Source organism: Nocardioides houyundeii (genome assembly GCF_002865585.1).
GTDB classification, from domain to species: Bacteria; Actinomycetota; Actinomycetes; order Propionibacteriales; family Nocardioidaceae; genus Nocardioides; species Nocardioides houyundeii.
The window spans coordinates 2,609,112-2,631,035 of record NZ_CP025581.1; the positions used below are offsets into that span (position 1 = coordinate 2,609,112).

23 protein-coding genes and 1 tRNA gene are annotated in these 21,924 nt (G+C 70.4%); 13 read left to right on the plus strand and 11 right to left on the minus strand.

Annotated features, from left to right (window positions below):
- The first annotated feature begins 54 nt into the window (after positions 1-54).
- Positions 55-825 (plus strand): SDR family oxidoreductase, encoded by a 771-nt coding sequence (locus C0R66_RS12490; protein ID WP_101524973.1) that lies wholly within the window; start codon positions 55-57, stop codon positions 823-825.
- Between the two features lie 41 nt (positions 826-866).
- On the opposite strand, the gene C0R66_RS12495 is transcribed toward C0R66_RS12490, so the two are convergent.
- Positions 867-3,080, minus strand: a complete 2,214-nt coding sequence (locus C0R66_RS12495; RefSeq protein WP_199286666.1) for an ABC transporter permease — start codon at positions 3,078-3,080, stop codon at positions 867-869.
- Positions 3,081-3,220: 140 nt separating this feature from the next.
- Here C0R66_RS12495 and C0R66_RS12500 point away from each other — a divergent pair, with 140 nt between their 5' ends.
- On the plus strand, positions 3,221-3,826 hold the full coding sequence (locus C0R66_RS12500) for a TetR/AcrR family transcriptional regulator (protein ID WP_101524974.1): 606 nt from the start codon (positions 3,221-3,223) through the stop codon (positions 3,824-3,826).
- Positions 3,827-4,089: 263 nt separating this feature from the next.
- Here C0R66_RS12500 and C0R66_RS12510 read toward each other — a convergent pair whose 3' ends face one another.
- The 3 genes from C0R66_RS12510 to C0R66_RS12520 all read right to left on the minus strand — a co-directional run bounded on the left by C0R66_RS12510 (position 4,090) and on the right by C0R66_RS12520 (position 7,129).
- Entirely contained in the window at positions 4,090-4,800 is a 711-nt protein-coding gene (locus C0R66_RS12510; protein WP_101524976.1) for a hemerythrin domain-containing protein, read from the minus strand.
- Positions 4,801-5,020: 220 nt separating this feature from the next.
- Positions 5,021-6,178, minus strand: a complete 1,158-nt coding sequence (locus C0R66_RS12515) for a putative manganese transporter (protein WP_101524977.1) — start codon at positions 6,176-6,178, stop codon at positions 5,021-5,023.
- Positions 6,179-6,268: 90 nt separating this feature from the next.
- A complete protein-coding gene (locus C0R66_RS12520; RefSeq protein WP_101524978.1) occupies positions 6,269-7,129 on the minus strand; it encodes a manganese catalase in 861 nt (286 codons plus the stop codon).
- A 267-nt stretch (positions 7,130-7,396) separates the two neighbouring features.
- On the opposite strand from C0R66_RS12520, the gene C0R66_RS12525 reads away from it, so the two are divergent.
- Both C0R66_RS12525 and C0R66_RS12530 read left to right on the plus strand, forming a co-directional pair.
- The gene (locus C0R66_RS12525; protein ID WP_101524979.1) at positions 7,397-8,185 is read left to right on the plus strand and encodes an AfsR/SARP family transcriptional regulator; all 789 of its coding nucleotides are present in this window, start codon (positions 7,397-7,399) and stop codon (positions 8,183-8,185) included.
- A gap of 144 nt (positions 8,186-8,329) precedes the next feature.
- Positions 8,330-9,034, plus strand: a complete 705-nt coding sequence (locus C0R66_RS12530) for a GAF and ANTAR domain-containing protein (protein ID WP_101524980.1) — start codon at positions 8,330-8,332, stop codon at positions 9,032-9,034.
- Between the two features lie 10 nt (positions 9,035-9,044).
- Here the strand turns inward: C0R66_RS12530 and C0R66_RS12535 are convergent, their stop codons facing one another.
- The 6 genes from C0R66_RS12535 to trxA all read right to left on the minus strand — a co-directional run bounded on the left by C0R66_RS12535 (position 9,045) and on the right by trxA (position 12,580).
- A complete protein-coding gene (locus tag C0R66_RS12535; protein ID WP_199286667.1) occupies positions 9,045-10,235 on the minus strand; it encodes a phytoene desaturase family protein in 1,191 nt (396 codons plus the stop codon).
- Positions 10,214-10,771, minus strand: a complete 558-nt coding sequence (locus C0R66_RS19055; RefSeq protein WP_199286668.1) for a phytoene desaturase family protein — start codon at positions 10,769-10,771, stop codon at positions 10,214-10,216. Before C0R66_RS19055 ends, C0R66_RS12535 begins: the two co-directional genes overlap by 22 nt.
- An 81-nt stretch (positions 10,772-10,852) precedes the next feature.
- Positions 10,853-11,512: a TetR/AcrR family transcriptional regulator gene (locus C0R66_RS12540; protein WP_158648031.1), complete on the minus strand. Its 660-nt coding sequence runs from the start codon at positions 11,510-11,512 to the stop codon at positions 10,853-10,855.
- A 35-nt stretch (positions 11,513-11,547) separates the two neighbouring features.
- Positions 11,548-11,811 carry a metal-sensitive transcriptional regulator gene (locus C0R66_RS12545; protein ID WP_101524982.1) on the minus strand — a complete coding sequence of 88 codons (264 nt, stop codon included), beginning with the start codon at positions 11,809-11,811 and terminating at the stop codon, positions 11,548-11,550.
- Complete coding sequence (locus tag C0R66_RS12550) at positions 11,811-12,221, minus strand: DUF302 domain-containing protein (protein ID WP_101524983.1); 411 nt, start codon at positions 12,219-12,221, stop codon at positions 11,811-11,813. Before C0R66_RS12550 ends, C0R66_RS12545 begins: the two co-directional genes overlap by 1 nt.
- Positions 12,221-12,580 (minus strand): thioredoxin, encoded by a 360-nt coding sequence (trxA, locus tag C0R66_RS12555; RefSeq protein ID WP_101524984.1) that lies wholly within the window; start codon positions 12,578-12,580, stop codon positions 12,221-12,223. Before trxA ends, C0R66_RS12550 begins: the two co-directional genes overlap by 1 nt.
- A 206-nt stretch (positions 12,581-12,786) precedes the next feature.
- On the opposite strand from trxA, the gene C0R66_RS12560 reads away from it, so the two are divergent.
- The 9 genes from C0R66_RS12560 (at position 12,787) to C0R66_RS12595 (ending at position 21,744) form a co-directional block, all read left to right on the plus strand.
- On the plus strand, positions 12,787-13,128 hold the full coding sequence (locus C0R66_RS12560) for a rhodanese-like domain-containing protein (RefSeq protein ID WP_101524985.1): 342 nt from the start codon (positions 12,787-12,789) through the stop codon (positions 13,126-13,128).
- Between the two features lie 45 nt (positions 13,129-13,173).
- The gene (locus tag C0R66_RS12565) at positions 13,174-14,541 is read left to right on the plus strand and encodes an MBL fold metallo-hydrolase (protein WP_101524986.1); all 1,368 of its coding nucleotides are present in this window, start codon (positions 13,174-13,176) and stop codon (positions 14,539-14,541) included.
- Between the two features lie 4 nt (positions 14,542-14,545).
- Positions 14,546-15,370 (plus strand): sulfite exporter TauE/SafE family protein, encoded by an 825-nt coding sequence (locus C0R66_RS12570; protein ID WP_101524987.1) that lies wholly within the window; start codon positions 14,546-14,548, stop codon positions 15,368-15,370.
- A 93-nt stretch (positions 15,371-15,463) separates the two neighbouring features.
- On the plus strand, positions 15,464-17,671 hold the full coding sequence (locus C0R66_RS12575; protein WP_101524988.1) for an MMPL family transporter: 2,208 nt from the start codon (positions 15,464-15,466) through the stop codon (positions 17,669-17,671).
- Positions 17,672-17,713: 42 nt separating this feature from the next.
- A complete protein-coding gene (locus C0R66_RS19060) occupies positions 17,714-17,881 on the plus strand; it encodes a hypothetical protein (RefSeq protein ID WP_199286669.1) in 168 nt (55 codons plus the stop codon).
- A gap of 267 nt (positions 17,882-18,148) precedes the next feature.
- A complete protein-coding gene (locus tag C0R66_RS12580) occupies positions 18,149-18,388 on the plus strand; it encodes a YgaP family membrane protein (RefSeq protein ID WP_101524989.1) in 240 nt (79 codons plus the stop codon).
- A gap of 236 nt (positions 18,389-18,624) precedes the next feature.
- The gene (locus C0R66_RS19065; RefSeq protein WP_199286670.1) at positions 18,625-18,846 is read left to right on the plus strand and encodes an alcohol dehydrogenase catalytic domain-containing protein; all 222 of its coding nucleotides are present in this window, start codon (positions 18,625-18,627) and stop codon (positions 18,844-18,846) included.
- A gap of 414 nt (positions 18,847-19,260) precedes the next feature.
- Positions 19,261-20,088, plus strand: a complete 828-nt coding sequence (locus C0R66_RS18720; protein WP_158648032.1) for a hypothetical protein — start codon at positions 19,261-19,263, stop codon at positions 20,086-20,088.
- A gap of 453 nt (positions 20,089-20,541) precedes the next feature.
- Positions 20,542-21,744: an IS481 family transposase gene (locus C0R66_RS12595; protein ID WP_101526226.1), complete on the plus strand. Its 1,203-nt coding sequence runs from the start codon at positions 20,542-20,544 to the stop codon at positions 21,742-21,744.
- A 39-nt stretch (positions 21,745-21,783) separates the two neighbouring features.
- Here the strand turns inward: C0R66_RS12595 and C0R66_RS12600 are convergent.
- Positions 21,784-21,857, minus strand: a tRNA-Met gene (locus tag C0R66_RS12600).
- Positions 21,858-21,924 lie beyond the last annotated feature (67 nt).

Sequence of the window (21,924 nt, forward strand, 5' to 3'; positions counted from 1 at the left end):
AGACCGTGCCCCGACCTACGGTCGTGGCACGCCGCGTCTGCGCAGGAGGACCTCATGCACGTGCTCGTCGTGGGAGCCACTGGCACCGTCGGGCGCCATGTGGCGGCACAGGCGGTCGACTCCGGCCACACCGCCCGCGCCCTGGTCAGGGACCTGCCACGCGCGCAGCTGCTGCTGCCCCCGTCCACCGAGCTGGTCCTGGGGGACGGGTCCGACCCCACGACGCTGCCCAGAGCGGTGGACGGCGTCGACGCGGTGGTCTTCACGCACGGGTCCCACGGGGCCCCGGGGGACGCCGAACGCGTCGACTACGGCGTCGTCCACCACGTGCTCAAGACCCTCGGCCCCCGGCGGACTCGCATCGCCCTGATGACGTCGATCGGCGTGACCGTCCACGACGGGGGCTACAACCGGAGCACCCACGCCCATGACTGGAAGCGCCGGGCCGAGCGGCTGGTCCGGCGCAGCGGTCACGCGTACACGATCGTGCGTCCCGGCTGGTTCGACTACAACCGGGAGGACGAGCGACGACTGGTCTTCCTGCAAGGCGACAAGCGACGCAGCGGCGGCCCGTCGGACGGCGCCGTGGCTCGCGACCAGATCGCCCGCGTTCTCCTGGCGGCCCTCACGTGCCCCGCGGCGGAGCGCAAGACCTTGGAGCTGATCGCGGAGGCCGGGTCCGAGCAGGAGGATCTCGACCCGCTGTTCGGCGCGCTCGTGGCCGACCCGCCGGACGGCTACGACGGGCCGTTGGATCCCGACACCCTGCCCTTGGCCGCGGAGCCGGACCGAGTCAGGGCCGAGCTCGACGCGCTCACCCGCTGACCTCGTCCCCAGGATCTGCTGCGTCGGGCCCGGCCCGTGCTCTACGGAGTCTTCGCGCCCCCTGCCGGCACGAGGTCGTTCGCATCAGGGTCGACGACCGGCTCCTGAGGCTTCTTCTTGCCCCGCTCCGGGACATGCCGGGGGCCCATGGGCGCCGGGGAGGGGGCTCCGTCCCGGTTGAGCCAGCGGTCCACCACCAGGACGTTGAGCAACAGGGCGACCGCTCCCCACGCCGCCAGCACCCAGAGGTTCCTGCCGATGCCCACCCCGTCGAAGTAGACGAGCGAGCGCGCGATGTCCACGGCCGCCGGCAGTGGCAGCACGTCCGCGAGGGGGCGGAAGAGCTCGGGCACCATGTAGATCGACAGTCCTCCGCCGGAAGCGGGCACACCGGCGAGCATGACCACGACCATCACGGGGACGAGTGCCCCAAGGCCCAGCAGCCGGATCAGCACCGCACTCGCCCAGGCGACGGCGAAGACCGTCAGGCTTCCGTAGCCGATGAGCTCCAGCGCGTGCCCGTTCACGGCTCCGATCAACACGTCGTAGAGGAACCACAGCCAGACCGAGATGCCCACGGACCAGCCGGCCACCAGCGGGAGCAGCTGACGGGTGCGGGTCAGGTCGGGCGCTCCGCCTCGCATCACGGCGAAGAACAGGAACCCGGCCATGATCCAGCCCATGCCGACGTAGAGGCTGTTGGCGCCGTTGATGTCGTCCGCGGTCAACGGCGCGACGTCCTGCACGGTGAGCTCAGCGCCGCTCCCGGCTGCGACGGCGCCGAACATCTGCGTCACCGCTGACTGCTGGCTGACGCCGGCCCCTCCTGCTGTCAGCAGGGTCGGTCCCTCCGTGCGTGAGGTGGGCAGCACGTAGGCGGCCACCAGGTCCTGGCTGCGGAGGAGCTCCGCGGCCTCCTCGGTGGAGTCCACGTGCCGCAGGTCGACGTACTGCCCCAGGTCTGGCTCGAGCGCCGCGATCGCCTTCTCGGCCTGCTCGCCTGACGCTACGACCGCGACCGGCATGTCGTGGACGTCGGGCTGGTGCATGGACAGGCTCATCAGCGTCACCACGGTGATCATGATGCTGAGCGGGAAGAGCCCCACCGCGACCAGGCGCCGACGGTACGGTGCCACGGGCCCGCCCGACAGCGCTGGCAACGGAGCGTCTGGGGCGGTGTAGAGCGGGCCGCCGACCACGAGGTGGCCCGAGCGCCGTTCCTTCAGCACGGCCAGCACCAGCGCGCCGACGGCCCAGGCCGCGAGCGTGGCGATGTGCTTGCCCACCCCCACGCCGTCGAAGTAGATCATCGCTCGCAGGGACTCCCCCGCCGCCGGCAGGGGCAGCACCCCGTGCAGCCACTGGAAGAAGCCCGGCATCGAGTGCACCGACATGGCCAGGTTGGACGACGGGACCCCGAAGATGACCCACAGCAGCATCCCCAGCAGGACGGCGAACGGGCCCATCACCTTGGTGAAGAGCAGCTGTGAGAGACCGACGGCGGCGACGGCGAGAGTTCCCACGCCGAGGAAGAGCGGGTAGTGACCCTCCACCGCACCCACGACGGGGCCGAGGATGAGCCAGACCAGGGAGCTGGTCAGCACGCCCCAGCCCAGCGCGATGGGCAGGAACCTGCGCACTCGGAGCAGGTTCGGCGTGCCCATGAGCAGACCGCTCAACGGCACATAGCCGGCAAGCATCATGCCCATGGCCGCGAACAGCACCATCGTCCCCGAGCCGTCGCCCGCGGGCAGCGGAGCGATGTCCACGGTCTCGATCCGCCAGCCCTGCTCCAGCGCGGCAGGCCGCAGCAGCTGGTCGACCAGCGTGGCCTGCGAGGCGCCGGCGGCCATCGCCTGGTAGACGGTGGCCGTCGCCTGGCCGGCGCTGCCCCGACTGCGCACCGGCGGCTCGATGGCTCCGGCGAGCCGCTGCTCCGCGACCAGCCGGTCGACCTCCCCGCGATCCTCGACCGTGCGCACCTCCAGGGCACCGTCGGCCTCCCGCTCGAGCTCGGCCGCGAACCGCTCCACCTCAGCGCCCTGGCCGACGACGGCCACAGGCAGGTCCTGTGCCTGCGGGCTGTGCATGGTGCCCATGTACGTGGCGTACATCATCGTCACGATCAGGAACGGCATCACGAAGAGCGCGGCCATGCGGCCCTTGCGCTCGGCCGGCGTCTCCGGCGGTGGCGGCGGATACGTGCCGGCGGCGCGCCCGGCGCTCCGCTGGGGCTGGTCGGTCGATGCGGTCACGCGTGTCTCCTCCGGGCCGCTGGGTATGGCGGCAGCTGTGTGTTGCGCCCGTGCGGGGCCTGCCGAGTCTAAGTCAGATGACTTAAAATCAAGGGGCTCGCTAGAGTGCGCTGCATCACCGCCGCGTCGAGAGGACGAGAATGGCCCGGCCCGACACCCGGCAGGGTCTGCTCGACGCCGCCGAACGCCTCTTCGCCGAGCGCGGCATCCCGACGGTCTCCGACCGTCAGGTCGCGGAGGCGGCCGGCAACAGCAACCACTCGGCGGTGCACTACTACTTCGGGGGTCGCGACGGACTGCTGCTGGCCCTCGTCGCCCGCCACCGCGAAGGGCTCGAGCCGGAGCACCAGCGCCTGTTCGAGCAGTCGGACTCGCTGCTGGGCGACATCCGGGCGCTGGTGATCCCGCTCACCGAGCGCTTCGCCTCGCTGCCCAGCCCGTCCTGGCGAGCCAGGTTCCTGGACCAGGCGCTGCACGACCCGCCCACCACCGCACTCCTCCGTGCCCACGGAGGCTCGGTCGCAGCGAACGTCGTCCGCTCCCTGGTCGGGCGGCTGGCGCACCTGGACCCCCGTGTGGTCGAAGCGCGGGCGAAGCTCACCACCCACATCGTGGCCACGGCGTGCGCCGAGGTCGAGGAGCGCGCGGCGCGGTCCGGAGAGACCGCCCCCTGGCGCGACACCGGCGACTTCCTGTGTGACGCGCTCGCGGGGCTCTTGCAGGCGCCGATCACCCGCCGCGACTGACGGCGCTCGCCGCTACATCAGCCGCCGGGCCAGGATGAGACGGAGCCTCCTCGGCTGGTACCAGGGCGCGGCGGGAGCCGTCTGGACGTACCCCTGTCGTTCCTCTGCCGTCGGTGGACGGCCCATCTGTCGGATGAAGTGATGGACCCATGCCTGGTCGTGAAGTTCTGCGGAGGAATCTGAGGTAGCCATCATGAGGCCTCCTGGGACGCAACCTGGGACGCCGAGGTCTGGACGCCAGACCAACCAAGATATGCCGTCGGTCAAGGGGTGACCCGGGTGACGGGCGACTCGCCGCGCCGGAACACCCGCCGCCGTTCCACGACACCGGCTGCCCGTCCCAGGCCGCGACTGGCCGCCTCCAGCCTGGCGCGCCCCAATGCCGGCGCCCGCCGAGCACCCAGGTCGACCAGGTCGCGCGAGCGGTCCAGGACCGTCAGGGGAAGCGCCGCCAGCGCGTTGCCGGGCGGCCGACGCGAGACCACGGGGTGCGGGCGGGTCGGCGCGGTACGCCGCACGAGCTCCCACGCCACACCGAGCCGGCGCAGCCGCCGTACATCCAGGCGCTGCTGCAGCGCCGGTAGCAGGGCGTCCTCCTCGTCCCGGACGTCCTCGCGCAGCACCTGCACCAGCCGTTCCAGGACTGCGGCGCGCTCCTCGGCCCCCAGCCGGCCCCCGTCGAGGCTGGTCACCAGATCGTTGACCTCCTGGTGCTCCTGCTCCACCTGACGCGTCAGCGCCTCGCCGTCCGGCAGCACCCTGCGGACCACCGGCCACAGCACCGACTCCTCGGCGAAGGCGTGGGGGAAGACCAGCCGGTAGATCTCGTGCAGCACCTGGTCCTGCTCGGGGCCGGGGGCCCGAGGCAGTCTCTCGAGCAGGGCGTCCAGCCGGACATGGTCCCGCTTCTGCCGGACCAGGACGCTCCACGGACCGCCCAGCTGGTCCTCATCCTGTTGCGCCAGTGATGCCACGGTGGCTCCTTCCCGGTGCGGGTTCGGCCCTGGACGGGGAGGCCGCCAGGTGGTTTCGCGCTACCTGGCGGGTGACCAGGACGGCGGCCACGGCCAGGGCGACGACGAGTCCGTACGTACCCGTGGTGAGCGCGAGCATTCCGGCCAGCGCCAGGTGGAGCCTTGCGGTGGAGAGTGCGAGGAGGTGCATGAGCATGCCTTTCGACGAGGTCGAGGGGTGTCAGCCGAGCAGGAGGATGCCGGCGCCCACTGCCAGGGCCGGGATCGTGGTGAGGACGGTGGCGAGCAGCGCCGAGCGGTGCTCCAGCGCGAGCAACGGGATGAGCGCATCCCCGTCCTGGCTCACCGTGTTGGCGACCAGGGTGGACAACGGCATCCCGCCCGCCAGGAAGATCCCGGCGAAGACGATCTGGATGGCGCAACCCGGGATCAGGCCCACGCAGGCACCCACGACCACGCCGGTCAGGCCGAAGAGCGGGAGCTGGGAGCCGTCGAACCCGGTGCCGGCCTGGACGAGCGACCAGGCGAGATACGCCGCCGCGACCCAGACCGTCACGAAGGCGACCTCACGCCCGCTGTGCCGCAGCATCGCTGTCACCGAGGCCGGGCTCGCCGTGCTGGTGTCGTCGTCGGCGACCTTGAAGCCGTCGCGGACGAAGGCCACCAGGCACAGGGTCGTGCCCACGGCACCCAGGCTCAGGTAGGGGTCGACGCCGCCGAACAGCGCCGCGCCCAGCGCCGCGGGATCCGCGAGCTGGAACGTGACCGGGAGGCTGACCAGCAGGCCGCCCCCCAGGAAGAGCCAGAGAGCGGCCGGCAGCGGACCGAGATCCTGTACCCCTGCCAGGACCGAGGTGCCCTGGGGCGTGGCCCCGACCGCCGTGGGCGCCTCGCGCTGCAGGACTCCAGGCCCCGGGCCGTCCGCTGCGGCGATCCGCCCCCCGCACGCCGCGACCGGGGCGGCTGCGGGACCGTCGTCACGCAACCGGGGCGCCATGCCGAGCAGGTCCACCGCGTACCCGGTCGCGGTGCCCGTGACCACGAGCAGCACCTTCAGCTGCAGCGTCAGGACCGGGTCGGCGGCGAGCAGCACCCAGGATGCGTCCCCCATGGTGGCGACCAGCGCGGAGACCGCCGCCCCGTAGGAGACCGCCCCCCGGGAGTAGACCGCCATCACGATGATGGCGCCGCCACATCCCGGGGGGACCGTGAGCAGGGCCGCCACCAGGGGGCCCCACCCACGTCGTCGCTCCAGGGCTGCGTCCAGCCGGTCCCCCCACCGATAGCGTGCCCACCCGAAAGGGGCCGCGAGCAGGGCCACGAAGACGCCGACCTGCATGAAGGCGTCGGCCATCGGACGGATGACGAGCTCGAGCACGAGAGCCTCCTTGGAGCTGACGGGTCGTCTCGGGTCACTCGCCGGTGAGCTTCTCCTTGGCCTTGTGCATCAGGTTCTCCGCGCCCTGCTTCAGCGACCCGGCCGCGTTGCCGGGGTGCCGGGCCCCATGCTGCCGTCGTAGGTGGCGAACAGCAGCGGGTCCGGCGCCGGGACCTGGTTGATGTCGTCGGCCAGCGGCACGCCCTCGGTGAAGATCAGCTCCTTGTCGCCGATGAGGGTGTTGCCCTGGGCCCAGCGGCCCTCGCCGGCGCGGCTGCCCTCGGTGAACGAGTAGAACGTGCGGCCGGGCTCGTCGTCCTCGACCTCCTTGAGGGAGTCCTCGAGGCCGTCGGTGAAGCCGTCCTCGATGAGCTGCTCGATGCCCAGCAGCCACTGCTGCTGGTGGTAGGTGTCGCGCGCCAGGTTGAACTGCAGCGTCTCCTTGACGCCCGGGTCGTCGGTCATCTGGTAGACGCGTGCCGTCTGCAGCCGGCTCTGCGCCTCGGCCGCCACGTTGCTGCGGAAGTCGGCCAGCAGGTTGCCGCTCGCGACGATGTAGCCGCCGTTCCACGGGACACCCTGGCTGTTGGTCGGCATGGCGGCGCCGCCCGTGACGATCGCGTGCTGCACGTTCTGCCCACCGAGCACCGCGGCGAGAGCGGGGTTGGCGGCGGCCGCCTGGGCCTGGGTCTCGGACGGCGCGCCCTCGAGGAGCCGAGCCATCATCGTCACGAGCATCTCGACGTGACCGATCTCCTCGGTGCCGATGTCGAGGATCATGTCCTTGTACTTGCCGGGGACGCGGCAGTTCCAGCCCTGCCAGAGGTACTGCATCATCACCGTCATCTCGCCGAACTGACCTCCGACGAGCTCTTGGAGCTTCGCTGCGAAGAGCGCATCGGGACGCTCGGGCTTGACCTGGTTCTGAAGCTGCTTGGTGTGCCGGTACATGGCTGCCCCTCACATCGTCACCGGTGCGCCTCTCGCACCGCGTGCCCTCCACCTTGGCGACGCCGCGTCCCGGAACCATGACACCGCCATGCCCCCTCACGTGCTCCGGGCCGCGTGCTCCGCCGTCACGCGCACGTCACGACGGCGTCCCACCTACCCCCGGGGATGGATCAATGATTGGACTCACCCGGGCCGGGTACCGTCCTAGATCTGACCGGTCAAGACAGCGCCGGAGGCCTGCTGGCTCACGACCTGCGAGGTCGCACCATGGCACCACCCCAACCCGCCCGACTCTCGCTCCTAGGTGGATTCGCACTCGTCTTCGACGACGAGCCGGTGGCGCTGCCTGCGCCCGCGGAGCGGCTGCTGGCCCAGCTGGCGATCAACCATCGTCACCGCCCCGCGCGGCGGGCCGTGCTGGCCGAACGCATGTGGGCCGATGCGTCCCCGGCTCAGGCCGCCTCCAACCTGCGCTCGGTGCTGTGGCGACTCCCCCGACCCCGCGGACGTCAGCTGGTGCGGTCGGAGACCACGACCCTCCGTCTCCCCGCCGACCTCGAGGTGGACCTCTGGCAGGGCGAGGCGATGGCCGAGCTCCTCTGCACGGCGCAGGATCCTCTCCGGCCGCTCACCGACGAGGACCTCCTCCTCCTTCTCGGTCAGGACCTGCTGCCCGACTGGTACGACGAGTGGCTGAGCGTGGAACGGGAGAACTTTCGGCAGAAGCGGCTCCACGCCCTGGAGCGCTACGCCGCCCGGCTGCGCGAGCAGCAGCGGTTCGTCGACGCGTTGTCGGCCGGTCTCACGGCGGTGCGGGCAGAGCCGTTGCGCGAGTCGGCCCACCGCACCGTCATCGAGGTGCACCTGGCCGAGGGGAACCACGCCGAGGCGTTGCGCCAGTTCCACGACTACCGCCGGTTGCTGGCCGATCAGCTGGGACTTCCGCCCTCACCCGTCATCCGGGAGCTGGTCGCTCCGCTGCTCGGACGACCAGTCGAACGGCGCCGCCGCCCGGTCTCTCGCCGGCATGCCCCAGGGCGGACTGCGGAACGCTGAGGGTCCATCCGGGCGCCGGCGACCTCTCGCGTGAGCGCCGGCTCGGGGCTATCCTGAGACGGTGCCTGACGCGAAGGTCAGGCCGTTACAGCCGTAGCCGCGCGTCACCACGAGCGCCCCGCCTGCCCCGGTCTCGGAGGATCCATGGCGAACGCTTCTGACAACGTCGCCAGCGCACTGTCGGGTGCTGCCCAGGCGATCAACGTCTCCAGCTCCTTGGAGGACACCCTGGACGGCATCGTCCACGCCGTACTGGTGGCACTGCCCGAGTTCGACCACGCCGGCATCTCGATCATCCACAGGGACGGCAGGATCGAGACCCTGTGCGGCACGGACCAGTTCGTCTGGGACCTCGACGAGCTCCAGTACTCGCTGGCAGAGGGGCCGTGCGTCGACGCGATGCGCGAAGAGCGGGTCGTCATCGTCGAGGGGGCCCGGCACGACCAGCGCTGGCCGAACTACATGCCCCAGGCCGCCCGACGGGGGCTGCGCGCCCAGCTGGCCCTGCAGGTCTACACCGGGGCCGAGACCATCGGCGGGCTCAACCTGTACTCGACCGAGTCGGAGGCGGTTCCGCCCGAGTCCTTGCAGGTCGCCGACCTGTTCGCCACGCATGCCGCGATCGCGCTGGGCCAGGCACGCACCGAGGACCAGCTGCACCAGGCGGCATCCGGGCGCAAGGTGATCGGCCAGGCCATGGGCATCGTCTCCGAGCGCTACCAGATCCCCGAGGAACGGGCCTTCCAGTTCCTGGTCCGCGCCTCCCAGACCAGCAACGTGAAGCTGCGCCTGGTCGCCGCGGAGATCGTCGCAGCCACGAACGAGAAGTACGCGGCTTCACCGGGGTGACCGACGCCCGTCAGGCGGTGGCCCGGGGGCGGCGGCGCGCCGGTCGCCGGATGGCGGAGCCTGGCTTCGACGCCAGCAGGGGGTCGAAGTCGTCGGTGACCGGCGTCAGGCGCGCCTCGTCCACGAAGACGGCCCCGTCGCGCACCTCGGCGAACAGGTCACGGCCGAGCACGGCACCGGCGGTGCCCATCCCGCCGTAGATGGTGGCGTTGATGCCGAACATGTGCTCGGTGCTGCCGCCGGCCAGGAACAGGCCCGGGATGTGGGTGGTGACCCGGGGCCGGAACGGGCCGAGGTTCCTCAGCAGCGGCGCGATCCCGTAGCAGGAGCCGCCGGTGGTGAGCGTGAAGCGCTCCTGGGTGATCGGGGTGGACGCCTCGCAGAAGACCATCCGCTCCCGGAGGTCGGGGATCATCAGCTCGGCGGTGTCGAGCACCCGCTGGGTGAGCTCCTCCTTGAGCTGGAGGTAGCGCTCGTCCCGGCCGTATCCGCCGCCGTCCGCGGGGCTGGTGCTGACGTTCCAGAACGCGTGCTCCTTCGGCGCCCAGCTGACGAGCTCGAGGGTCGAGAACCCGGGTGGTGCCGAGTGCGTCCCCTCGGGGTCCTTGGCGGTGGGGCAGCTGATGCCCACGGGCATCCGATCCGGGCAGCGGCCCGCGGCGACCTCTCGGTAGTAGCCGTCCACGTCGTTGGTGGGCCACACCCAGGCCAGCGGCGGGGTTCCCCGCTCGCGCAGGTCAACGTCGAGGGCGACGTACACCGCGAACATCGGCAGCGTCATCTCCAGGCTGTCCAGGCGGCGCCGCAACCGTCGGGTCAGGTGCTCCTCCCCCACGAGCTCGGACCAGGTCTTGTGGAAGTCGGCGGCTGAGACCACGACCCCGGCTCGGATCTCCTCGCCGCCGCGGAGCCGGACGCCCACGGCCCGTCCGTCCTCGACCAGGATGTGCTCGACCCGCGCCTTGGTGCGGACCCGGCCGCCGTGCGTCTGGACGACGTCGGTCAGGTGGGCGCCGATCACCTGTCCGCCCCCTCGCGGGTAGTACGCCCCCGCCTGGAGGTAGTGGTGGAGGAAGCCCGCGTGCATCGCGGTGGGTGTGCGGTGCGGAGGCCAGGTGTAGTCGCCGTTCTCGGCGAGGATCACCGCCTGGGCGTCGGCGCTGAGACCGCACGCGGCCATCAGCTTGGTGATCGGTCGCACCCCCAGCGCAGCAGCGCGAAGGGGCGCATGCGCGGCCGTTCGCCGGCGGCGATGGTGCGCATCACCTTGACGCACCGTCGCAGGCCGGGCTCCTCGTCGGGGAAGGCCTCGATCAGGCGGTCCAGGTAGGTGTCCCAGCCGGTCGGCGTCTGGAACGTGGTACCGGGGATCATGATCTGGCAGTGGCCCTCGGGGCGCTGGCGGAGCCACTTGATGCGCTCGGTCAGGGCCAGTCCGGACAGCGCCGTCTGCATTCTCCCCCCGGGTCCGCACTCGCCGACGTAGTGGGTGCCGACGTCGAACTCGAACTTGTTGCCGGCGCGGCGGAAGACCTGGGTGCTGCCGCCGACCACCTGGTTGGCCTCCAGAACCAGCACCCGCTTGCCGTTGGCCGCCAGGTACGCCGCGCAGGTGAGGCCGCCCGGTCCGGCGCCGACCACCACCGCGTCCCAGACCTCCGGGTCACCGTCCTGACCGGCCCCCGGGCGCACGTGCAGGCTCACATCCGGGCTGGGGACGGGCGTGGTCTGCGTCATCGCGAATCGCTTTCCGGGAAGTTATCTGGAGTAAGACTCCAGTTAACTCGTTTCCGACCCCCGTGCCAAGTGCGCAGCACCTCAGGCCGACGACGAGTTCAGGATGAGTCCGTCGAGCAGCACCAGTCCAGCCTCGATCACCGCCGACTCCACCCGCTCCGGCGACAGCACGAGGGCGTCCCTGCGCAGCGCGAGCGCGGCGACCCCGTTCCAGGCGCCGAACAGGAAGTACGAGGTCAGCTCCGGATCGACCTGCCGGATCGCCCCGGTCTCCACGGCGTCGCGGATGCTCTGCTCAAACTCTCCGCGCAGCTGGCTGAACCTGGCGACCACCTCGCCCTCGACCTCGGTGCGTGGACCGCGCTCACCGGTGACGATGAGGTACCTCAGCACCGCCGGGTGGTCCAGGAGGAGTCGCCGGTAGGCGGAGCCGACGCCGGCGAAACGCTCCAGCGGGGAGACCTGGGCGGCGTACGCCGAGCGCAGCGCCTCGGTGGCCACGGCCAGCACGCGCTCGGTGACGGCGGCCAGCAGCCCGTCCTTGGTTCCGAAGTGCACGTAGACCGAGGCGGGCGAGATGCCCGCCTGCGCGGCGACGTCCTCGATCCGGATCTCCTCGGGCGCGCGCTGGGAGAGCAGCAGCTCGGCCGCATCCAGGAGGAGCGCCCGAGTGCGTTCCCGTCGGCGCGACCCGCGCGCTGCCGCGGCGCGGGCGGCCTCGGGAGTCTCGTCGCTGGTCACGTCGCACATCCTAGGGCCGACTCGCCGGGGCCGACTCAGGCCAGGGAGAGGAAGAGCTTCTCCATCTTCTTCACGTCCAGGCTGTCGACGTCGTCGCCGTTGGTCAGGCACTGCTGGAGCCCCGTGGCGACGATCGCGAAGCCGGCGCGGTCCAGCGCCTTGGAGACCGCTGCGAGCTGGGTGACGACGTCCTCGCAGTCGCGGCCCTCCTCGAGCATCCGCAGGACGCCGTCGAGCTGACCTCGGGCACGCTTGAGGCGGTTGACGACCGGGGTCATCTCGGTGGGGTCAAGCTTCATCAGTCGTCTTCCTCGGGTAGGTCCAGGGATGCCAGCGCTGCGGTGATCCGCTGCTTGGCATCGTCTGCGATGGTCCGCAGGGCCGGGCTGTCGGCCAGCCCCATCATCGCCTCAGGGTCGAAGGCCTCGACCAGGGTGGTCGCATCGTCCAACGCGCGGACCACGACGTTGCACGGCAGGACCGCGGCGATGGACGGCTCGGCGCGCAGGGCTTCATGGGCCAGCGCCGGGCGGCACGCCCCGAGGATGACCTGGGGCGCGACGTCGACTCCGAGCTTGGTCTTGAACGTAGCCTGGAGGTCGATCTCAGTGAGGATGCCGAACCCCTGCTCCGCCAGGGCGGAACGGACCGCCTCCACGGCGTGCTCGTACCGCTGGCTGAGCTTCACGGCGATGGTGTAGCTGCCCATCAGGCGCTCCGCTCCCGCTCGGCGAGGGCCGCCTGGACGTCGAGGTCGCGAACCGCGCTGATGAGCTGCTCCAGGGCGGCGGCCGGCAGGGCACCCGGCTGGGAGAAGACCAGGTTCCCGCCCTTGAACGCCATCAGCGTCGGAATGGAGGTGATCTGTGCGGCGGCCGCCAGGGCTTGCTCTGCTTCGGTGTCCACCTTGCCGAACACGATGTCCGGGTGGGCAGCCGCAGCCTTCTCGTAGACCGGGGCGAACATCCGGCACGGACCGCACCAGGACGCCCAGAAGTCCACGAGGACGAGCTCGTTGCCGTTCACGGTGCTCTCGAAGTTCTCTGCACCCAGGTCGATCGTGGCCATGCCGTTCTCCTCACGTGTCGCGTCGGCCCCGCAGCGGGGTCCGCCAGCACAACGAGCATACCCCCCGCCGTATTCCCCCCAGGGAGTCCCGGAGCGGATCTCCTCGACTTGAGGAATACCCCCCAGGGTGTCTATGTTCTCCCTACCGCATACCCCGTCCCGTATTCGAACGGGTCACCACCGACGTACTCCCAGGAAGGCATCCCATGAGCCGCACCACCCCAGAGATCGACGTCCAGCAGCTTGCAGACGCCGCGGACCGCGGCACCGTCATCGACGTCCGCGAGCCCGCGGAGTACGTCGCAGGCCACGTGCCCGGCGCCCTGCTGGTGCCGATGGGACAGCTGTCCTCGCAGCTCGGCGACCTCGACCGGGAGCGACCGGTCTACGTGGTGTGCGCCTCGGGCAACCGCAGCGCCGCGATGACCGACCTGCTGGTCGTCGCGGGGTACGACGCGTACTCCGTGGCCGGTGGCACCAGCGCCTGGGCGCAGTCCGGACGTCAGCTCGCCACCGGCCTGGACGCCGGCCCTGCCGCCTCCGCCTGAGACCTCCCCCGCCGCACCGATGAGAACACCGACCTGGAGACACAGATGAGCAGCCTCACCATCCTCGCGATCGAGACCCCTTCCCTCGGCGACCGCAGCTACCTCGTGCACGACGGCGAGGTCGCCTTCGTGATCGATCCGCAGCGTGACATCGGCCGGGTCCTGGCTCTGCTCGAGGAGCACCACCTGAGGCTGACCGACGTCTTCGAGACCCACATCCACAACGACTACGTCACCGGCGGCCTCGCCCTGGCCCAGCGCACCGGCGCGGCCTACCACGTCAACGCCGCGGACGAGGTGTCCTTCGAGCGGACCCCGATCACCGACGGCGAGACTGTCGCCGCGGGGTCGCGGATGAAGATCCGGGCGATCGCCACCCCCGGGCACACCTTCACCCACCTCTCCTACGCCCTGCTCGACGGCGACGAGCCGTATGCGGTGTTCACCGGCGGCTCCCTGCTCTACGGGGCGACCGGACGACCGGACCTGCTCGGCGAGGAGCACACCGACGCCCTGGTGCGCCACCAGCACGCGTCGGCGCACAAGCTCGCCGAACAGCTCCCCGACGAGGCCGAGGTGTTCCCGACCCACGGCTTCGGATCCTTCTGCGCTGCCACCCAGTCCGAGTCCACCCAGTCCACGATCGGCCAGGAGAAGCGGTCCAACCCCGCCCTCACCCAGGACGAGGAGACCTACGCCCGTGAGCTCCTTGAGGGGCTGGCGTCGTGGCCGGCGTACTACGCGCACATGGGCCCGGCCAACGCCGCTGGTCCGGGAGCGCCCGACCTGTCCCCGGTCCAGCCGGCCGACGCCCACGAGCTGCGTCGGCGCATCGAGGCCGGGGAGTGGGTCGTCGACCTGCGCAACCGCACCGCCTTCGCCGCCGGCCACGCCCCGGGCACCCTCAACTTCGGCCTCGACGGCCCCTTCGCCACCTACCTGGGCTGGCTCATCGAGTGGGGCACTCCGGTGACGCTGCTCGGCGAGACCGCCGACGATGTCGCCGAGGCCCAGCGCGAGCTCGTCCGGATCGGGATCGACCGGCCCGCCGCCCAGGCCACCGGCGGCCCGGAGTACTGGACCGACGGCACGCTGGCGTCGTTCGCCACGGGCACGTTCGCCGACCTCGAGCAGGTCCGCCGCCACCGGCCGGTCCTGGTCCTCGACGTCCGCCGCGCCGACGAGCACGAGAAGACCCGCATCAGCGGCGCGATGAACATCCCGCTCCACGAGCTGCCGCAGCGCGTCGCCGAGCTGCCGGACGCAGAGGTGTGGGTGCACTGTGCCGGCGGCTACCGTGCCGGCGTCGCCGCCTCGATCCTCGACGCCGCGGGCCTGAGGCCGGTCGCCGTCGACGACAGCTTCGCGAACGCCGAGGACGTCGGTCTGCCCGTGGTCGGCTCCGAGGTCTGACCTGGTGAGCGTCACACTCCTCGTCGCGCTCCTCGCGGGCGCGCTCATCGGGCTCAGCCTGGGCGCCCTCGGCGGCGGCGGGTCCATCCTCGCCGTCCCGGTCTTGGTCTACCTGCTCGACCAGAGCGCCACCCAGGCAACCACCGGCTCCCTGGTGGTGGTGGGCGTGACCTCGCTGATCGGGGCCAGCACCGCCCACCGCGCGGGCAACGTGCTGCTCGGTCGCGGCGTCATCTTCGGCGCCGTGGCGATCGGCGGAGCCGCGCTCGGAGCGAAGGCCGCGGCCCACGTGGCCGACGACGTCCTGCTGGCGGCGTTCGCCCTGGTGATGCTCGTCGTGGGTGGGGTGATGGCGTGGCGCCAGTTCCGGCACACCAGGGGTGGCACCACCGACCCGCGGCCGGCGCTGGACGACCCGATCATCACCTTCAGCCCCACCTTCGCCTGCAACTGCCCACGCGCCATCAAGGTGGTCCTGACCGCCACGACCGTGGGACTGCTCACCGGCTTCCTCGGGGTCGGCGGAGGCTTCCTGGTCGTCCCCGCACTGCTGCTCGCCCTGGCCCTGCCGATGCGGTACGCCGCGGGCACGTCACTGGTGGTCATCACGATCACCAGTGCCGCGGCACTGGCCGTCCGGGCCGGCGCCGGTGCCAGCCCCGACTGGGCGCTGGTGCTGACGCTCACCGCCACGTCCGGCGTGGCCGCGGTCGTGGGCGCCCGCCTCGCGAACCGGCTGGAGACCGCCCGGCTGCAGGCCGCCTTCACCGTCCTCGTGCTTGCGGTCGCGCTGTACACCGCCGCCCGAGCGATACCTGTCCTGCTCTGACGCCTGTCCCCTTCCTGACCCTCCCCCACTGACCATTCCCCACCTGACCACCGCAAGCGGCCCCGGCCGCCTGCTCACGAGAACGGACCTCACATGAGCACCAGCTATGTCCGCGGCTCCGCCGCGCCAACCCACCCCGCACAAGCACCGGATCCACACCGGGCGTCGCGGCCCGGCCCCCTGGGCCGCCTCGGCGTCTGGGTGACCAACCACGTCAAGCTGGTCACCATCGTCTGGATCCTGGCCATCGTGGGCCTCGGTGCGTTCGCCCCCCAGGTCGAGAAGAACCTCTCGGGCGCCGGCTGGCAGGCCAACGGCTCCGAGTCCGTCGAGGTTCGTGAGCTCGCCCAGGAGCACTTCGGTGGCAACGCCAGCTCCGCGATCCAGGTCGTCGTGCACTCCGAGGACGGTCCCGTCACCGAGGGCGACGGCTCGAAGGTCCTCGCCGAGGTGACCCGGATGCTCGAGAGCGAGCCGCGGATCGCCGAGGTCGTCGCGCCCATGCCGGGAGCCACGCTGAGCCCCGACGGCAGCACCGCGATCGTGCTGGCCGGGGCGGGCGCCGACACCAACGAGATGGTGCGCGTCGCGACCGACCTCAAGGAGCCGCTCCAGGACCTCTCGGCCTCAGGGGTGACCGTCAACCCGACCGGGTCCTCGCTGCTGTGGAGCGACTTCAACGAGGCCAACCTGGACGCGATGCTCAAGTCCGAGTTCATGTCCTGGCCCGTCACCCTGGCCATCCTGGTCCTCGCCTTCGGCGCCCTCGTGGCAGCCGGCCTCCCCCTGATCCTGACGCTTGCCGGCCTGGTTGCCTCCGCCGGCTCGCTGGTGCTCATCAACGAGCTCGTCCCGGTCTCCATCTGGGCGATGAACTTCGCCATGATGTTCGCCCTGGCCCTCGGCATCGACTACGCGCTCTTCCTCGTGGTGCGCTACCGCGCCGCCCGGGCCGCCCGCAGGTCCAGCGACCCCGCACGCGCCGTCACCGACCGGCAGGAGGCGATCGCCCAGACCATGGACACCGCCGGCAAGGCCGTCCTCCTTTCCGGGCTGACCGTGCTGATCTCGCTCTCCGCGGTCATGCTCGTCCCCTCCCCGTCCTTCCGCTCCATGGCCGGCGGGATCATGCTCTCGGTGGTCTTCGTGCTCGCTGCGACCCTGACGCTGCTGCCGCTGGTGCTGTTCAAGCTCGACGACCGGATCAACAAGTTCTCGCTCCCCTGGGCCCGCTCAGGCGAGCACCGCTCCGCGAAGTTCGCCGCCTGGGGCGAGCGGCTCTGGAAGCGACCTGTCGCCTGGGGTCTCGCGTCGCTGGTGCTGCTGCTGGCCCTGGCCGCTCCGCTCCTCGGTCTCCAGACCGCCATGCCCTCGATCAAGGTGCTTCCCGAGGACGCCTCCGCGCGCGTCGGCTACAACCTGGTCCAGGAGGCCTTCGGCGAAGGCGCTCCCGGCACCCTGCAGGTCCTCGCCCAGCGCGATGACGCTGAGGCGACCACCGCGGTGCTGAACGAGGACGAGGGCATCGCCGCCGTCATGCAGCCGATGCCGGCAGCTGACGAGTCGGACCAGGTGCTGATCCAGGCGGTGCCGACCGTCGATCCCTCCGACCCGGTCCTGGGCGACACCGTGGACCGGCTGCGGGTGGACCTGCCCGAATCGGTCATGGTCGGCGGAGCCCCGGTCGAGAACCTCGACCTCAAGACACAGCTCGACGAGTCCACACCGCTGGTCATCGGCGTCGTCCTGGTGCTGGGCTTCCTGCTCCTGCTCGTGGCGTTGCAGGCGCCGCTGATCTCCTTGCTCGGGACCCTGGCCAGCCTGCTGTCCACCGCCGCCGCCTTCGGCGTAGCCCGCCTGATCTTCCAGGAGGGGTACGGCGCCGACCTCCTCGGCTTCGAGTCCCAAGGGTTCCTCGACGCCTGGGCGCCGGTGTTCTTCTTCGCGATGATCTTCGCCATCGCCATGGACTACACCGTGTTCCTGCTGGCCTCGGCCAAGGAGCACTACGAACGCACCGGCGACGCGAAGGACGCCATGGTGGGGTCGCTGGCCCACTCCGGCCGCGTCATCTTCGCCGCCGGCGCCGTGATGGTCGCGGTCTTCTTCACCTTCGCCCTGTCCGGGCCCATCCCGCCCAAGGAGATGGGCGTGGTGCTGGGCATCGCGGTCCTGCTCGACGCCTTCCTGGTCCGGCTGGTGCTGCTGCCGGTGCTGCTGCGCCTGACCGGCAACGCCGCTTGGTACTGCCCGGCCTGGCTGCGCCGCATCCTGCCAAACATCACCTTCGCCCACGACTGAACCCAACGATTCCAACCCACTCGAGAAGAGAAGGAGCACACCATGTGCCGAGCAGTGAAGTGCAAGACCTGTGGCAAGACCACCTGGACCGGCTGCGGCCAGCACATCGACCAGGTCAAGCGGAGCGTGCCGGCCGGTCAGTGGTGCAAGGGCCACCCCAAGGCCGAGCGCACCGAGGGCGGCTTCCTGTCCAGGCTGTTCCGAGGCTGACCGCGACCAGGTAGAGGCGGGGCGGGCCGTCGGCCTCGCCGCAGCTGCACGGTGCTCCCGGAGCACGGTGCAGCGCACGGCCCGCGCCCGTCGGAAGAAACCGCCTCGGGTATTCGCGTACTCATCAGCACCACCAGAAGAAGGAGAGTGCTCACCCATGTGTCGAGCAGTCACGTGCAAGACCTGCAGCAAGCCGACCTGGTCGGGCTACGACCACGCGAAGGGCACCAGCCCCAGCCTGCTCGGCCGGATCTTCGGAGGTCGGCCGTGAACCTCGACCGCGCCGTCCTCGCCGTGGCCGGGACCGTCACCCTCCTCAGCGTGCTCCTGACCTTGACCGTGTCGACCTGGTGGCTGTTGCTGACCGCGTTCGTCGGACTCAACCTCCTCCAGTCCAGCCTCACCGGCTTCTGCCCCGCTGCTGTCCTGCTGCGTCGCGTCGGCGTGCCGAGCGGCTGCGCATTCGCTCCGCCCGCCCAGTCGCCCCACGCCGAGTCACGCTCATGACCTCGACGAACCCCAGCACGCGCGGCAACCACGCACTCGGCGCAGTCGGTCCCAGGTGCTGGTGAACGGGTAGTAGGTCTGCCTGCGGCGCTGACCTGATGCCCAACCGTGGCCGCAGGCCACCTCGTCGGCGTACGTTGTCAGACCATGACGGCACTGCGACGGAGCAGCCCTCATGGCCAGGTACGGCGCCGGGCACCCGCAGGCGACGCGACGGCGGAGGCTCACGACCGCGCATGGCTGGTTCGGCAGCGGTGGCACCGACAGTTCTGGCGTCACAGTTCCTGGGTCCCGGCGACGTCCTGGTCGACGTACGCGCGGCCGGCGTCAACCCGCTCGACGTGATGATCCGCAACGGGGAGTTCAAGCAGGTCCTGAACTACCCGCGACCGTTCACCCTGGGCCATGACGTCTCAGGCACCGTCACCGAGCTCGGCGCCGACGTGGGTGGCTTCTAGGTCGGTGACGCGATCTGGGCCCGGCCCCGAGACCACCGCATCGGGACCTTCGCCGAGTCCATCGCCATCGACGCCACGGACATCGGGCTCAAGCCCGCCTCCCTGTCGTTCGCCGAGGCCGCGGCCGTCCCCCTGGTGGCGCTCGCGGCCTGGCAGGCGGTACGAGATGACGAGGTCGACGAACTGTTGGGCCGGGATGTCGAACGCCGTATGCCGGTCCTGAACAAAGAGTCTTCAGGTCGCCCCGCGGTTTGCCCGACAGTGGCGGCAAGCGACCACTCGCCCCACTCCGAGCAGCCAGCGCTCACGCCGCGGCTGCGACGAGGGCAAGCTCGAATCTTCGGCCCGGCAACTTTCAACGCGGTGACGCCATCTCACCGATAGCATCCGCCGCACGCCAGGAGAAGGACCACCATGGAGCCAGAGCGGAGCACGGCCACCCGTCCCGACCACGTCAACCGACTACGCCGCCCGCTGATCGTGGGGGCCGCGGTGGTGCTCGCGATCGCCGCCGTCACGTTCGCACTGCGTGCGGGGATCCAGGAGGACCCCGACCCCCGACCGTCCACCGCCGCAGAGAGCACGGAGCCCGCTCCCCGGGCCGGCGCCGCGGAGGAGACGCCGGCGAGCGAGGTGACCGAGGTGACCGAGGGCGGAAGCACCCTCCGGTTCGCAGAGTTCCCGCTCGACCTTGGGTGGGCCGAGACCTACGGCAGCAACATGGTCAACGGCCCCAGCAAGGGCGTCATCCTCATGCCGGAGGGCCACTGCGACGAAGGGATCCTCTACCACTCCGACGCTCAGGACAGGCTCTGGACCTACATCTCCGACGATGAGGTCAGCCGCAACCGCGCAATCCTGGGCTTCGCGGACGCAAGCGCCGCACGAGCCACCTTCCGGGCGCTGCGCGCCGCGGTGGCCGACTGCGACACCTACAGCAGCCCCTACACAAGCGACGAGGCCAATTCAGCCGAGCTCTACGACGCGATCGACGAAGCCAACGCTCGCGCCGGGACGACGACGTTCACCTTCGCGTACACGTTCAGGGGATCGGATCGGGTGCCGATGTCGGATCGGCATCATAAATTCGGTGTGCTGTACCAGTTCGCCGTCGTGGACCGGGTCCTCTACGGCAGCAACCAGTACGCCGGATGGACGAGACGGTCCGCGCGGGAGGGCGCGCTCACCCTGGACGAGGAGAACGCCCCGCTGGTCGCGCTCCTGCCAGGGCTCGAGCGATAGGAGTACGTCTGTCGGAAGCCGGCCGCCGTCCGATCCATCGGTAGCGACGATCCGTCGAGTCGCCTCGAGGCCGTCGGTAGATCCTGATCTCCATCAAGACGACGTCGGGGCGCAGGTTCAGGGTCAGAGTCACCGCATCGCTGCCGGTGCCGGCCTCGCATCACGACGGCACCCGCCAGGAATCCGGGTCGCTCAGGCACAAACGTCGCCACTGGGTGTCTCGGCCGCAGAACGCAACCAGCGCGAGCGGCTTACCTCATGGGTCTGCCGAGAGTCACGACGCGACTCCGCGCCGTTCAATGGGATTTCTAGGAGCCGCCAATAGCAACAAGGCCGGATCTGCATCTCTGCAGATCCGGCCTTGTCCTTTGTAGCGGGGGCAGTGTGCTGGTTCAGGACATAGGAAACACATCTCTCAAGACATAGGAAACACCGGACCGAGACCCTCCGGTGGTGTCGAAAGCCAGACTGATCATCACCGCGGTCGTCCTCGAGGGACGCCCACAAGCCGACGTCGCCCGCAGCTACGACGTCTCACCCAGCTGGGTCAGCAAACTCGTGGCCCGCTACCGAACCGAGGGCGATGCCGCCTTCGAACCCCGCTCCCGGCGCCCGCACACCAACCCGACCGCGATCCCCACCCAGACCGCGGACCTGATCCTCGAGCTACGCGACAAGCTCACCACAGCCGGCCACGACGCCGGACCCGACACCATCGCCTGGCACCTGACCCAGCACCACCACACAACCGTGTCCGTGGCCACGATCAGCCGCTACCTGACCCGTGCCGGCCTCGTCACCCCCGAACCCAAGAAGAAACCGAAGGCCTCCTACATCCGGTTCCAGGCCGCCATGCCCAACGAGACCTGGCAGTCCGACTTCACCCACTACCCGTTGACCGACACCACGACCTTCCCCAAGGGCATCGAGATCATCACCTGGCTCGACGACTGCACCCGCTACGCCCTCCACGTGTCCGCGCACCGGGCGATCACCACCCCGATCGTCCTCAACACGTTCCGCAAAGCCGCAGGTCAGCACGGCATACCCGGATCCACCCTGACCGACAACGGGATGGTCTACACCGTCCGCCTGGCCGGCCACGGCCGCCAAGGCGGCCGCAACGGCTTCGAGCAGCAACTACGCGACTGGCACGTGGTCCAGAAGAACTCCCGGCCCAACCATCCCACCACCTGCGGCAAGGTCGAGCGGTTCCAGCAGACCATGAAGAAGTGGCTCCGCGCCCAACCCGACCAACCCGCCACCATCGACCAGCTCCAGACCCTGCTCGACCGATTCGCCGCCGAATACAACCAGCACCGGCCGCACCGATCCCTGCCCCACCGCGCCACCCCAGCAGCGCTCTACGACACCATGCCCAAAGCCGTCCCAGGCCCCAGCCGCGACGCACAGACCCACGACCGGATCCGGCACGACCGCGTCGACAAGTCCGGCACCGTCACCCTGCGCGTGGCCGGCCAACTCAGACACATCGGCGTCGGCCGAACCCACAACCGAACCCACGTCATCCTGCTCGTCCAGGACCTCGACGTCCGCGTCATCAACGCCATCACCGGCGAACTCCTACGCGAGCTCACCATCGACACCAGCAAGGACTACCAACCCCGAAACGCGAAAGATCCGAACCCCCAGTGAGGGTTCGGATCTTTCCTATCTCTTGCGAGATCACATTTGTAGCGGGGGCAGGATTTGAACCTGCGACCTCTGGGTTATGAGCCCAGCGAGCTACCGAGCTGCTCCACCCCGCGTCGCTGAGACCAGGGTACCCGGCCGCCCGGGAGGCTCACACTCAGGGACCGCCGGGCGGCGAAGACG